This window comes from Vibrio genomosp. F6, assembly GCF_005146325.1.
Taxonomy (GTDB): domain Bacteria; phylum Pseudomonadota; class Gammaproteobacteria; order Enterobacterales; family Vibrionaceae; genus Vibrio; species Vibrio cortegadensis.
Window position 1 is genome coordinate 24,321 of sequence record NZ_SYUT01000030.1, and the last position, 13,695, is coordinate 38,015.

Consider the following 13,695-nt stretch of genomic DNA (forward strand, 5'->3'; position numbering starts at 1 on the left):
AGTGCTGACATTATACAGTACAGAAGGGTGCCATCTATGTGAGATGGCATTCGAACTACTTCAAAGCTTGAATTTGACAGACCAAGTTGAAGTAGTGGATATCGCTTTTGATGATGAGTTGTTTTCACGTTACGGGGTCACAATACCTGTGCTCAAATATCAAAATTCAGAAATTAATTGGCCTTTCGGCCTGCAAGAATTACAAGACTGGTTAAATAACAATGGCATTACTTACCATACATAACGCACAACTGGCTTTTGGTGACCACCCATTACTTGATCATGCAGATTTTGCTCTGCAAGAAAACGAGCGGGTTTGTCTCGTGGGTCGTAATGGTGCGGGTAAATCAACACTGATGAAGATTCTAGCAGGCGATGTTTTGCTAGATGATGGAAAAATTCAGATCACGCAAGATGTTGTCGTTTCTCGATTAGAACAAGATCCACCACGTAACGAAGAAGGTACGGTTTATCAATACGTGTCTGGTGGTTTGGCTGAAGTTGGTGAGCAACTCAAGATCTACCACGATCTTCTTGATCTTATAGCAATCGATCCATCAGAAAAGAATATTAACCGTTTATCTCGTGTACAAGAACAGCTTGATCACTCAAATGCTTGGCGCTTCGAAGATCGTGTCACTAATGTATTAGCCGCTCTTAAATTAGATGCTGAAACTAAACTGACCGAATTATCAGGTGGTTGGCAGCGTAAAGCGGCGCTTGCTCGTGCTTTAGTATGTGATCCGGATGTATTACTCCTTGATGAACCAACTAACCACCTTGATGTTACGACGATTGAATGGCTAGAGGGGTTCTTAAAGGATTTCCGTGGTTCAATTATCTTCATTTCTCATGACCGCGCATTCATCAAATCAATGTCGACACGAATTGTTGATTTAGACCGTGGTAAATTGAGCTCTTATCCAGGTGATTACGAAAATTACCTTGTTGAGAAAGAAGAAGCGCTGCGTGTCGAAGAGATGCAAAATGCTGAGTTTGATAAAAAGCTTGCTCAAGAGGAAGTTTGGATCAGACAAGGTATCAAAGCTCGTCGTACTCGTAATGAAGGCCGTGTAAGAGCACTTAAGAAACTACGTGAAGAGCGTTCTAACCGACGTGAAGTGCAAGGCAAAGCCAATATGCAAATCGATACCTCGGCTCGCTCAGGTAAGATTGTATTTGAAGCTGAAAACCTATCTTTTGCGTTTGAAGGTAAGCAGATTGTTTCTGACTTCAGCTTCAACATTATGCGTGGTGACCGTATCGCACTTATCGGGCCTAATGGCTGTGGTAAGAGTACCGTTCTCAAGTTGCTATTAGACAAATTGCAGCCTGATTCTGGTCGTTTGCATTGTGGTACTAAGTTAGAAGTGGCGTATTTCGATCAATATCGCGAAATTTTAGATCCAGAAAAGTCTGTAATTGATAACCTTGCCGAAGGGAAGCAAGAGGTGACAGTCGGTGGTAGAGAGCGTCATGCACTTAGCTACCTTCAAGATTTCTTATTTTCACCAAAGCGTGCTCGTACGCCAGTTAAAGCACTGTCTGGTGGTGAAAAAAATAGACTGTTATTGGCTCGAATCTTCCTTAAATCGAATAATTTATTGATTCTTGATGAACCAACCAACGATTTAGATATCGAAACATTGGAACTTTTAGAAGATTTGCTTGCCAACTATCAGGGTACTTTACTTCTTGTAAGCCACGATCGTCAGTTTGTAGATAATACGGTGATGACGAGCTGGATATTTGAAGGTAATGGCCAAGTTGAAGAGTTTGTTGGTGGTTATCACGATGCTCAGCAACAACGACTGCAAGCTCAACAGTATCGAGTGGTCGAAAAGTCACCAAAGAAACAGAAAGTGGTTGAGGAAACTCCCAAAACCGCACCAGTAAAAGCTAAAGCGAAGAAGTTATCGTATAAGCTACAGCGAGAGTTAGAACTTTTACCTTCTCGTTTAGAAGAGTTAGAAACACAAATTGAAGCACTGCAGTCTCAAGTGAACGATCCCAATTTCTTTGTTCAGCTAGCAGAGCAAACACAACCCATTTTAGACAAGTTGTCTGCCACCGAGCAGGAGCTTGAAGTTGCTTTTGAGCGTTGGGAAGAGCTTGAAGCAATGCAACAGGAAAGTTAATTGTTAATGAGTCGTATGAATTTAAAGTTAGCTACATTTAAGCTAACCACTGTCGCCGCTACTATTTTAGCTGCGACTTCAGCAAACGCAGCCCTCTACAAGATCGTTGAAGTTGCCCCTACGGGGATTTCAGCTGATCAATATGTAGAAGTGTATGGTGAAACTATTCAACCTGTTGTTGCTAACTATGATGCAGGAGCAAGTCAATTAGGCTGTTTCGAACCTTCAGCTAATAGCACTGCCTGTGAAGCTTATAAACTGGCAGGTGATACCCGTAATTGGGCTGAAGGTGTGAGTTACCGTGAAGAAGCGCCGTTTGGGATGGACAATTCCTTCAGCTATGTTCAAGAAGCCGGTGATTTTGAAGATTACTGTGATGCTTATTTGCAATATAACACCTGCAAAACCTGGGCGAGTGTTGAGTGGGCAGGTTACGCCAAAGAGCTTAATAAAGAACAAAACGCGTTAGCTTTCGTCGAAGGTGATGCAAGTGCTTGGATAAACAGTAACTTTAATAATGTGATTAATGCTCTTACTGCTGATGGGAAACCTGTAGGCAACCAGAGTATTATTGATATTACAAGAAACCAAGCGGTTGCACCGAATGTGTTAACTCTTACTGATGCACCATACCAATCACGAGCTTGGTTTAGTGATGGTACATATAGTGCAGGTAGCGTTTCGACAGCAGTAACCAATGAAAATGGTGCTTATTATGCATCAAAAGCGGCTATTTGGAACGGTTCTAAAACAGTTGAACTTGATTGGGCTGCTGGTGGTGTAGAGAAGGATGACGATGCATTAGCCCAAGCAAGCCTTCGTTCATTTTATGTTGATGCTGATAAGATCATTGCGGTTGGTTTTAATAACTACGACGATCAGTACATGAATGCCACCGTGTTTGAAAGTACTTCTAAAGACTTATCAGCAGCAACTTGGACTCAGAAGCCTATTAGTGGTGTGCAAAGAACTGCCAGCGACAGTGTTTATCTTCACTCTACTGCGGTCGACATTAATAAGAATCACCTTATTCTTGGACAAGCGAAGCACTACAACAGTGGTAATGCAGATAGCGGTGCGTATCCAGACAAAATTTTTGTTTCAACTTATGATGACTCTACGGATGGAACTACTACCACTATGCTAAATGGCACGGAATCTATCTTCTTTACTGGCGCTGGTGGAAAAGCGGGTGCGATCAATAATTTCAATGAAATTGTTGGCCAAATTGACGCTGAAACCAACCGTGAAGATGGCGGACGTGCTCGTAAGCACCGCGGCTTTATTTATCCATATGGTACGCAAGTGCAAGGTTCTGTTGCTGATCGCCAAGCTATTTTCGATAACAAAGCATGGTGGTTGGATGATCTAACCAATGGTGAAACTGCTGGCGATCTGACTATTTCAGAGGCTAATAATGCTTTCCGTGTCATCGATACGACAGATATCAACGATGCTGGTGTTATCTCGGCGACAGCAATTAAGTGTTCTGTTGCTGGTGGATACGATACAACGTCACATAATTCATACTGTGGTGGCGGTGACACCCAAGAACAAATCGTTGCGGTGAAGCTGATTCCTATCGCAGGCGCAACAAAAGATGACATTCACATCCGAAGTAATGACCAAACAGCGGTTGAGCGACAAGGTGCAGGTTTGGGCTGGCTCGTTTTGACAATGCTTGGTTTATTTAGTTTCCGTAGAAAATAAATAAATTTCGACTTTAAAGCACAAGTTCACATTTTTGAATTTGTGCTTTTTTTTAACTTGAGAAAGTGCATTTTTTGAGCAATTCTTAATTGTGGTGTTAAAAAATACCCATTGTATGTAAGAAAATAGAATCATCGTAAGAGGACTGCACAATGAAGAGACAAAAACGTGATCGCCTAGATCGAGCGCAATCTCAAGGATATAAAGCAGGTTTAAATGGGAAATCTCAAGAAGCTTGCCCGTATCAACAGATGGACTCTCGTTCGTATTGGCTAGGTGGATGGCGTGATGCCAGAGACGATAAGCAATCGGGACTCTATAAGTAAAATACCTTTCATACAATTATAGGATTTGAAAAGACTCATTTATGGGTCTTTTCTGCGTTAGAGATTAGAGATTAGAGATTAGAGATAGAGACAATTAAATCCTGACGCTGAAGTGCGCATATAAAAAAGCAGCTCAATTGAGCTGCTAATAAAACTTATGAGATTCTCATTTGAACTAGAAGTTAGAGGTATCTTGGAAAAGACCCACTTTTAGATCTTTCGCGACGTAGATTTCTTTTCCATCAACTAACACACGACCATCTGCTAGTCCCATAACTAATCGACGGTTCACAACACGCTTCATATTGATTTCGTAAGTTACTTTTTTAGCCGTAGGTAAGATTTGGCCTGTGAATTTAACTTCACCAACACCTAATGCGCGGCCTTTACCTTCGCCACCAACCCAGCCAAGGAAGAATCCAACAAGTTGCCACATTGCATCTAGGCCAAGACAGCCTGGCATTACAGGGTCACCTGGGAAATGGCAGTCAAAAAACCATAGATCAGGAGTAATGTCTAGCTCAGCTAGTATCAAGCCTTTACCAAATTCACCTTCAGTTTCAGACATTTTTGTAATACGGTCCATCATCAACATGTTTGGTGCTGGTAGTTGAGGACGTCCTGGGCCAAAAAGTTCTCCTTGGCTTGACGCTAAAAGATCTTCGCGAGTGTAAGAATCACGTTTATTTTGCATTATCAATTACTCCAATTTTTGATACGTGCATTTTAGTGAACACGTGTACGCTAAACAAGTCCGATCAGTACTAAGCAAACCAGTTCTTGATGCGATCCACAATTCCATGGGGATGTTCGTGTCTTTCGAAATTTTCTATACGTTCTGCAATCTTATTGATCACACTGTCTTCTTGATCTCCACGGAAAGGTTTATCCATGATGATCGGAATGGCTTCATCAACATTCGATACGGACCAAATGTGAAATTCATTATTCTTAATGCTATTTACGACATCTTTGTGTAAAGCAAGATGCTTAAGGTTACTCTTCGGCAATACAACGCCTTGTTTACCAGTGAAGCCTTGGTGTTCGCATACTCGGTAGAAACCTTCAATCTTTTCGTTTAAACCACCAACGGCTTGGACGCGACCAAATTGATCCACTGCACCTGTCACCGCAATCTGTTGATTGATTGGGTACTCTGACAGGGCACTAACAAGCGAACATAACTCTGCAAGTGAAGCGCTGTCGCCATCAACTTCGCAGTATGATTGCTCGAACACGACAGAAGCGGCGTACGGAAGTGGTTCATCGAGGTTTAGAGCGCTACTGACAAAGGCCTGCATTATCATCATCCCTTTGGCGTGTAAATTGCCACCAAGTTCAGCTTTACGCTCAACATCAGAGATATCACCATCACCAAAGTGAATCACACAAGAAATACGAGCAGGTTCACCATAACTAATCGGATGCCCAGGAACGTCAATAACCGTTAAGCCATTCACCTGACCAACTTGCTCACCTTCAGTTTCAATGATGACTTGTCCGTCTAGAATGTCATCGATAGCTCGGTTCGGGAGATAATTTTCCCGGAAAGCTTTATGATCGATCGCTTGATCGATGTGCTCAAAGGAGATGGTTTCATGGTTTGATTCAATCGCAGATTCAGTCAGAATGGTGTTGTGCCAAATTACGCAAACAGGTAGGTATTCTTGATCTTCCGTTTCACGAGCGCCTGCGGTAAGTAATCGAGGTAGGGCATCAATACTTAATTGAGGTAGTTGGTATCGAAAAGTTAACCACTTCAAATATCCCAAATAGAGCTCTAGAGATTGAGGTGTTTCAACCTTCATCTCCATCTCAATTTCACCAAATAAACAAAAACCGGATTGAATGTCTTCATCTAAATAGTCAAGATCGGCTAATTGACCACGATCACCGACAACAATTAACTTGATATCAAATGTTCGTTCCACGACGCTTTGTGTGATCTGTTTTGGAGCACTGTTAATCGCTTGAACACGTTGTCCTAATAGTGCTGATTTTAATTTAATCCACAAAGACGGATTTGCTAAAATCAAATTAGCTGAAATGACAAGGTAGCCGCCATCAGCTTGAGAGAGCAGGCCAGGGACAAGTAAAGAAACTTCCGAGTTGAAAACTGAATAATGATCAAACAGACTCTCTATATCTAGCGTTTCAGCGCATATGACTGGTGACGAGCTAGGAACTAGCGAATGTTCTCGAATACTAGAGATCAGTAGTTCGCGATATACAGCATTATCAGGGGAATTAACAAGTAGCACTCTTGATAGATTAGAAAGTTGATCGAATCTTTGAATTGCACTTCTTAACCTTGGTTGTAGATCTAGGAAGCTCTGTGACTTGATAGATAAAAACTGCTCAAATAGTGGCTGAAACTGCTCATACTGGGGAGTGGCTAAACGCCAATCTTCTTGATTCATCGAGATTACTGTTTAATAAAAAGGATCGAAAGTATATAGAAAAAAGTGAGTAGGTAATAGCAGTATCTAATTCACGATCTGAATCCCTTTTTGACATTGATTATATTGTTTTGATTAAGACCTTGGGTTACGCTGTCACCCTAGCTAACAACGGGATCTTTACACATGAAATATCAGCAACTTGAAAACTTAGAATGTGGCTGGAAATGGCAATATTTAGTTAAAAAATGGAAAGATGGCGCCTCAATAACTAGACACATTGATTCAAGCGAAGCTGACCATGCTGTAGCACAACTAAAACAACTAGAGCATGAGCCAACGCTTGTACTTGAATGGATTGAAAACCATATGGCGTTGGAGTTGGACAACAAGCTTAAACAAGCGATTAGAGCTAAGCGTAAACGTCACTTTAATGCAGAACAAATCCATACAAAGAAGAAGTCCATTGATTTGGATTACCGTGTGTGGGAAAAATTATCGCAACGCGCTGGTGAGCTAGGTTGTACCTTATCAGACGCTATAGAATACTTATTGAGTGAAGCTTCCCGTAGTGAAAAGGCAAGTAAAACAGTTACAAATTTAAAAGAAGATCTTAGTAAATTATTATCTGAATAATTGAGGTTACTAATATGATGTATGTAATATTGATTGCAGCCATTTTGGTCCTATGGCTAGTTGCAGTAGATCGCCCAGTATTAAAAATTTCATTTAAAAATGGCATGATTTTAAAGACAAAAGGGCACTTGCCTCCATCATTTAAACACAATCTTGTTGAAATTGGTGACAAAGCCTCTTTTGATGGCGATCTAAAAGTATATAGTCAAAGAACCGGGATGAAATTGGTGTTTTCCAAATCTGTTCCAAAGAAAGTACAGCAGCGAATCAAAAACGTGTTTCCGCACCAAGGTTTCAAATCAAGCGGTAAGAAGAAGAGCAAATAAATGGCTCAATGGCTCCATCGATTAATGGTAACTAGGTTTCATTGTTACACCATCTTGATATCACACTCTCAAGTTTTGCATTTTTGAACGCTGAGTAAATACAAATCCGTATACTGCTTACATTCGTAATTCATAGGATCGGAGAGTGTGGCCATGTATTGGAGAGTATGTGTTTTAGCAAGTTTAATGTTTATTAGTAGCCTCTCATTGGCCGATGACTCAGAGAGAAATCCGCTAGCGAAACAGATAAAATCAAAACTAATAAAACATGTAAGAAAGCATACAGATGGTTACGTTGGCTATTGTAATGTCATGATTGAAATGAGGTATGATTCGCGCCGGGCTTCGATTCGATCGGTAAAGACGACTGGTGATAGCAAAGTATGTAAACTGAGTAAAAAATATCTTCAGAAAGGGACTAAATTTAAATACACCTACCTTGAGAAGTACCTGAATCTTCATATCTCCCCATAAATTTCTGCTGTAATTCAACATAATGACTATATTGATGAAAACTCTTAATGTTAGCTCTGGTAATTAGCTAAAATATGATTATTATTCTGAACCAAGATCTCTTATTACATAATTATCATTTAGCATCAGATTCGAGCTAAACTCATAAGATAGTTTTTGCAAAAGGACAGGCAATATTGCTCCTAACAAATAAACGCTATACACCACAAGCTCGAGAGATGGCAAATCGAGTGACAACTGAAGTGTCAGAACGATATGCAAAGTGGCTGATTAACCCTAAATACATTGTTGACCAAAATGATGTAGATAAGCGATTGAGCTTGCAAGACCGTTTCTGTGATGATGTGATTTTTGATGAAAATGACCGGATAACTCGCAATCAACGTATTTTACTTGAATGTGAGCAATCAAGAATAAAAGAGAAAGATGAGAAGCTAGCGACGAAGCAAAAAACATTAAAAAGTGCTATCGAAAAAGTTTCAATGATTGCCGAACGAATGATGTGTGAAAAACTGGCATCAGATGAGATGAATCGCTTATTCGGACGTGTACCGGATTTTGGTGAATTAGCATCTTTTGCCTACTCACCGTCACTGAGTTTTCGTAAGCTAGGGGAACTTCTGGACAACAGCCATCAGCTTAGTTCGTCTGTTCTTGATTTTGTTAATACGTCAGGTTCAGAACGCTTATCAAATAGTTCTAAAGGGATCGTTGATGCTAAAACAGCATTGGGACTTATTGGAATCGACAATTGTCGTCTTCTGTTCCCGGTCTTAATGGCTCGTCCATTACTTCGCTGGTCAGACAAAAATACGAATCATATGGCACCCAAAATGTGGCAACATTTAGTTGTTACTTCAAATGTAACTCGTATGCGATTACAAGAAACGGATGTTAAATGTCCCGAAGTTGGGGTTCTGTTAGGTACATTGCGGACAATGAGTATGTTTGTGATGAGTAACCTTTGTAGCCAGGTTTTTGAGGATGCTTTGGTTTATGTCATGACTAAATATCGAGAAGTAGGTCTAAAAGATGAATACTATGCTTGTGCTGATATTCAACCATCACTGATCTTTTTGCCTAGTGTTATCCGTAAAATGGATAAAAATTTAACAGAACGCTTGTTGAATGAAATTGAGTGGAAGCCGACAACAATTCATCTTAAAAATGCAATTATCGAAGATCTGGAAAATGTTGAGATTGAAGAGCGAAGTGCTTATGGTGCTGCGCTAGGTCAGGCTCATAAATTTTCGATTTATGATGCGATGCAAAGAAGTGAAGCTTTTCAAGATAAACACAAACCATATTGGTTTTCTACAGTGCAGATGCCAGGGGCGGCGCTTACCAATATTAAAACGCGCTCGCCAGGAAAGTTAACTTACGCATTGTAGAGGTAGCTTGTAAGTCACCAGTGATAAAGCCAAACATTAAAAATAGTGTTTGGCTTTTTTGGTTGAAAAGACATTACAGCGTCACTTAATTTTGTCGTTGCGAATCAATTGAAATAATAGTGCTAAGTTTAGCAGCGTTTGAGGCCGAATCTTCTCCGCTATTTCGGTGCGCATTATGTATCTAGATTTATGTTGAGCGGTTTGCTTTGCTTAGCTGAATCAAAACGTGGGCGAGGGATATGCTCATTCTGGGAGTCAGCTTGCTGGCTCTTTAGATGCTCATCGTGAGAATCGTTTTTAGAAGTTAACCCGTAACATAAATCGTATAATACGAACAAGCTTTATACAAAATAACGTTGGTAATATAGGGTGAAAATTACTACTATCATTTAGATGGTTGTTTAAAATCATTTGAGCATCATAAGAGGTGCAGCTCCAACTGCACCTTTGAGATTTAGTTTATTAATTTAAGTATTGCCTTGATTAAACTTGTAAATGCCACAACAAATTTTGTCACAGCAACTATCAATGATAGCCATTTCATAAGTATTCCTTATTTTGGTTATTATCTAAAGCAAGCATCGGAAATCAGTCTCCAAACATGTATCCGCTACAATTGCTCGCGTATATCGGACATTCCTTCTCTATTAGGTGGTGGTTTTCCCAAATCCGACAGGTCATAAGAAATAAATGAGCTTTCTGATAAGATGTTTTTGGTTGGTGACAGGCTAACAAGCAATGCCTCAGTACGTATTTTAGATAGCTCTCAGCGCTTTGTTTATTGAAAATGGTCTAGTTTCATTATTGCTAAATGTAACCTTATAGCACTTGTGCTGAGCATAAGTTGTGCCAGTAGTTCGTAACTCATAGTCGACAATAAAGTTTTTTACTTGCCTTCCTTCCATGTTCCAATCTGTAGCTTTACAATATCTTTCGTACATTTCTTTAAGTTCTTCGAAGAGATCTCCTTGTTCGATCTTTTCATCAATACTATCTCTTAGACCCATATAATATTCATTTGCACTTGCCTTCGATTTAAACGTTCTGTTCTGTAATATCACCTTTGCCATGCTTTCTCCTTCGGCTTTCTACCGCTTTTGTTTGTAAGACAATAACAATAAACCAGAAATACCACTCCAGTCAAATACCTTAATTAAAACAATGGCTTACAGCTATACTATTACACAAAGGTGTTCCAGGTTTCTTTCTTAAGCAACTGAAATCTATGTATATTTATTTTTTATCAGAACTCGATTTTTTCTGTTGTATAAGCTTATTTGTAGAGGGGAATGAGTAGCCAAGCGTCTACTTTTTGAAAGCTCCTTTCGGTCAACTTCACGACAGTTTACGTGTTTTTTGCCTGTTTCAGACTGGAGGATGGCGAAGACTGAGCAAAGACGACAGGAAGAAAAAGGGCAAAGAAAGCTACCGAATACCGAGGCAAGCATAGCGCGGGGTCGGGGCTTTCTTTTTTCGAATGTCCACTATCTTTAATAGTGTACTCTTGTCCGGATTTCAGAATTTTATCTATAAAAAATGGTCATTTAAGGCCATCTTAAAAATCTCAACTTGTTATGCGAATGTTATGTGATGGGTTGGGGTTACTGTTACACCCCAACTAACTGCGGAATTCCGCACTACTTGTTTTTCGCAATTACCTTAATCGCATGTTCTTTTGCTTTTTGTATTGTATCTTCACTAGCCATAACATGACCATTTTCAATTGCATCTAACATTAGCTTTGCTTGAAAAAGTTCATTTTCTCTTTCTTCAATATCAAAAAGCTCAAAAGGGTACTCTGATACTTGAGACAGCATATTAATAAAGCCTTCCGTATCATTAATATACTTATGCATACCTATTAGCATTTCCGTATGCGGTACATGTTGCATCAGTATTCCTACTCGCCTAACAAAATCTAGAGGATCAATTCTCTGGTTTTGAATGTCACCTTGGCAAATTTCTTTTTCTGAAATTTTAAGAATCTGACTTAACTTTGAAACTTGAGTCGCTTTGGGTTCAGTAATATCTCTTTCCCATTTACTTACGGTTTGTACCGTTACTTTCATCTGTTCTGCAATGTCTTCTTGCTTGATATTTAGGTTAATTCGTCTGTCTTTAAGAACGCTACCAATACTCATGTTTATATAGTCCATATCAAAACCTTACTTAAGTTTAAGTTTACACCTACTTTTATATGTCATATTATTCAGCCATACATTTATATCTATGTACATACATAAAAATGTCTGCATTGATTCTTGACAGGATTCTTATTTGTTTTTTATTGACCAACTTTTCATGCAACAAGATCACCATGAGGGAAACCTGCCTCTCGTGGGTCGTCATGTGATTGAAAAGGTCGAATTAGAAACTGGTGAGAAGTTACCACCATCGGTAAATCAAAAAGTTCTCGAAGGTTCTTTTAGTACAAAGTTAACTATTCGCTGTGATGGTACTCGCGTTCGAGTTGAGGGAAACCCTTCGCGCTGGCAACGTGTGGATAATCTTTTTGGGCTTCAAACTCTTGATGAATGCGTCGCTGTTTACAATCATGTATTAGCTTTTTACGGCTTGCCCCCATTTACTAAAAATACACGCTTTTCTCATCGTCAATCAGCTGATGGTCAAGCATCATCTTTGATAGGTAATGGCGCTGAAATTACACTGATTGACTGGACTCGAAATCATGCTGTAGGTAAGGGCAGGGAACAATCATTTATCCGTGGACTTTCTTCCATGCAAATCGGTCGAGGTCGTAAGCCTAAGCTTTACCCCGATGGGAATACCTGTAACTGGGGAGAAGGTTCCACTTGGATTATGGATAAGTTATATAGAAAAGCCATTGAATTACAAAGGAATTTATTGAAATCCCAAAGAAGAAAACAAGGAGTCGCACCCGAAACGTTAGAGTATGTCACTAAACTAATTGAATATTGCGAATCATTCGGCGTTGTACGTGAAGAGCACAGCCTAAGACAAATGTTATTGAAACGACACAACCTACAATTCTACGGCAACGTGACCGAACAAGATTTTTACCACCACCTACAAGACATTGAGAACGCCATGAAGACTATACAAATATCACATGATGAACATCAATCTATTGCTCACCAACTGCTTGCTTCAGGTTCTGTTGATACCTTGCGTAAAGCCAATACAACCATGAGTTACTTTACTATGTGGCAGCATGGTTCTGATTTGAGACAAATATTGAAACCTCGTCAGTTTTACGAGCACAAAGCCCGCCTGAAAGCTATTGGTATTGATATTGGTCAGAAATTTGATGTTAGTCGTATGTGTCCAACCCTCAAGCGTTCTGAAGTCATTGAGGTTAATCCTCTAGAGATACCGTCTTGGTACAAAATGCCAGTCGTAGCAGAAACCAATATTTTACCTTTTAAAGCATATGCATAGGAATGACACATGTTGAAAATTGAAATTTTTAAAGAAGACGTTAAAACCACATCTCGAACAATGCCAGGGAAAGACGGAAAGCCACCACTTACTATTTATGAACAAGACGCTTATGTGTACTTGCAAGGTCGTTTCCCAACGTTAACTAAAGTTCAAATTGAAGAAGGTCAGCCACCTTATGAAGCAGGATTTTATACCTTTCATAGTTCTTCTTATGTCGTTAACAACTTTGGTGCTGTGGAACTAAAGAGGTACGGGAAAATTATCACACCTTTGGAGCCTGAATTATGATTAAGGTCTATATCCAAAGACACTCACCAAACATGATTGATTTGTATTTTCCGACACTTGATGAGTTTTATACCTGTAAGGGTGAATGGGACGTTAAGCCAGCAATCGAGGATTTTCTTGAAGGGGCTGAATACGAACTTATAGAAGGTTCACCTTCAAATTAGGCAGCAAAGCCCGTAACTGGTCGGCAGCTACGGGCTTTATCACAACCAACTAAACTGGAGTTGATTATGACAATCAAAGGATACACGTTCACGGACGCAGAAAGTAAATTAAATGACATTTCAAACATATCTGTTTTTTTAAGCACTGGATCATGCCCAAAGGAAATTTCTTTTGGATTGATTGATCACATGCACGATGAAATTGAGACCTTACAAGGAATTTTGAGTTTTATTCGTGAATTAAAACTCAAAACAGACCAATCAAAATCCTAATGTAATTTGTCACATCTTGTAAGATACCGCTGAGCACTGATAACTTCGCTCTGCGAATGTTTCATTGTGAAGTGGAACTCCCAGAACCTTATTTAAATCATCAGATTACCTCTGAAAAACACTTATGCTTAAGTGCGTATTATGTAT

The 13,695-nt window shown here is 39.6% G+C and carries 14 protein-coding genes; 10 read left to right on the top strand and 4 right to left on the bottom strand.

Annotated elements, in window-relative coordinates; genetic code table 11:
* Position 1: 1 nt before the first annotated feature.
* The 4 genes from FCV43_RS13070 (at position 2) to rmf (ending at position 4,174) form a co-directional block, all read left to right on the top strand.
* Complete coding sequence (locus FCV43_RS13070) at positions 2-244, top strand: glutaredoxin family protein (protein ID WP_084654797.1); 243 nt, start codon at positions 2-4, stop codon at positions 242-244.
* A complete protein-coding gene (locus FCV43_RS13075) occupies positions 222-2,138 on the top strand; it encodes an ABC transporter ATP-binding protein (RefSeq protein ID WP_136995446.1) in 1,917 nt (638 codons plus the stop codon). Before FCV43_RS13070 ends, FCV43_RS13075 begins: the two co-directional genes overlap by 23 nt.
* A 15-nt stretch (positions 2,139-2,153) precedes the next feature.
* Positions 2,154-3,848 (top strand): DUF3466 family protein, encoded by a 1,695-nt coding sequence (locus tag FCV43_RS13080; RefSeq protein ID WP_136995447.1) that lies wholly within the window; start codon positions 2,154-2,156, stop codon positions 3,846-3,848.
* Between the two features lie 152 nt (positions 3,849-4,000).
* Complete coding sequence (gene rmf, locus FCV43_RS13085) at positions 4,001-4,174, top strand: ribosome modulation factor (RefSeq protein ID WP_017053649.1); 174 nt, start codon at positions 4,001-4,003, stop codon at positions 4,172-4,174.
* Between the two features lie 175 nt (positions 4,175-4,349).
* On the opposite strand, the gene fabA is transcribed toward rmf, so the two are convergent.
* Entirely contained in the window at positions 4,350-4,868 is a 519-nt protein-coding gene (gene fabA / locus FCV43_RS13090; RefSeq protein ID WP_017053650.1) for a bifunctional 3-hydroxydecanoyl-ACP dehydratase/trans-2-decenoyl-ACP isomerase, read from the bottom strand.
* Between the two features lie 70 nt (positions 4,869-4,938).
* The gene (locus FCV43_RS13095) at positions 4,939-6,594 is read right to left on the bottom strand and encodes an AAA family ATPase (RefSeq protein WP_136995448.1); all 1,656 of its coding nucleotides are present in this window, start codon (positions 6,592-6,594) and stop codon (positions 4,939-4,941) included.
* A 165-nt stretch (positions 6,595-6,759) separates the two neighbouring features.
* Here FCV43_RS13095 and matP point away from each other — a divergent pair, with 165 nt between their 5' ends.
* From matP to FCV43_RS13115, 3 genes are all read left to right on the top strand, one after another.
* Entirely contained in the window at positions 6,760-7,209 is a 450-nt protein-coding gene (gene matP, locus FCV43_RS13100) for a macrodomain Ter protein MatP (protein ID WP_136995449.1), read from the top strand.
* Positions 7,210-7,223: 14 nt separating this feature from the next.
* Positions 7,224-7,535 (top strand): DUF3634 family protein, encoded by a 312-nt coding sequence (locus FCV43_RS13105; RefSeq protein ID WP_017053653.1) that lies wholly within the window; start codon positions 7,224-7,226, stop codon positions 7,533-7,535.
* 650 nt (positions 7,536-8,185) lie between these two features.
* On the top strand, positions 8,186-9,400 hold the full coding sequence (locus FCV43_RS13115; RefSeq protein WP_136995451.1) for an HDOD domain-containing protein: 1,215 nt from the start codon (positions 8,186-8,188) through the stop codon (positions 9,398-9,400).
* A 755-nt stretch (positions 9,401-10,155) separates the two neighbouring features.
* Here FCV43_RS13115 and FCV43_RS13120 read toward each other — a convergent pair.
* Both FCV43_RS13120 and FCV43_RS13125 read right to left on the bottom strand, forming a co-directional pair.
* Positions 10,156-10,470, bottom strand: a complete 315-nt coding sequence (locus tag FCV43_RS13120; protein ID WP_136995452.1) for a hypothetical protein — start codon at positions 10,468-10,470, stop codon at positions 10,156-10,158.
* Between the two features lie 567 nt (positions 10,471-11,037).
* Entirely contained in the window at positions 11,038-11,556 is a 519-nt protein-coding gene (locus tag FCV43_RS13125) for a helix-turn-helix domain-containing protein (RefSeq protein ID WP_136995453.1), read from the bottom strand.
* A gap of 121 nt (positions 11,557-11,677) precedes the next feature.
* Here FCV43_RS13125 and FCV43_RS13130 point away from each other — a divergent pair, with 121 nt between their 5' ends.
* Genes FCV43_RS13130 through FCV43_RS20395 form a run of 3 tightly spaced genes read left to right on the top strand, consistent with a single transcriptional unit; the run spans position 11,678 to position 13,275 of the window.
* A complete protein-coding gene (locus tag FCV43_RS13130; RefSeq protein ID WP_136995454.1) occupies positions 11,678-12,820 on the top strand; it encodes a phage/plasmid replication protein, II/X family in 1,143 nt (380 codons plus the stop codon).
* Positions 12,821-12,829: 9 nt separating this feature from the next.
* Positions 12,830-13,111: a single-stranded DNA-binding protein gene (locus tag FCV43_RS13135; RefSeq protein ID WP_136995455.1), complete on the top strand. Its 282-nt coding sequence runs from the start codon at positions 12,830-12,832 to the stop codon at positions 13,109-13,111.
* A complete protein-coding gene (locus FCV43_RS20395; protein ID WP_170961659.1) occupies positions 13,108-13,275 on the top strand; it encodes a hypothetical protein in 168 nt (55 codons plus the stop codon). Before FCV43_RS13135 ends, FCV43_RS20395 begins: the two co-directional genes overlap by 4 nt.
* The last annotated feature ends 420 nt before the right edge of the window (positions 13,276-13,695 follow it).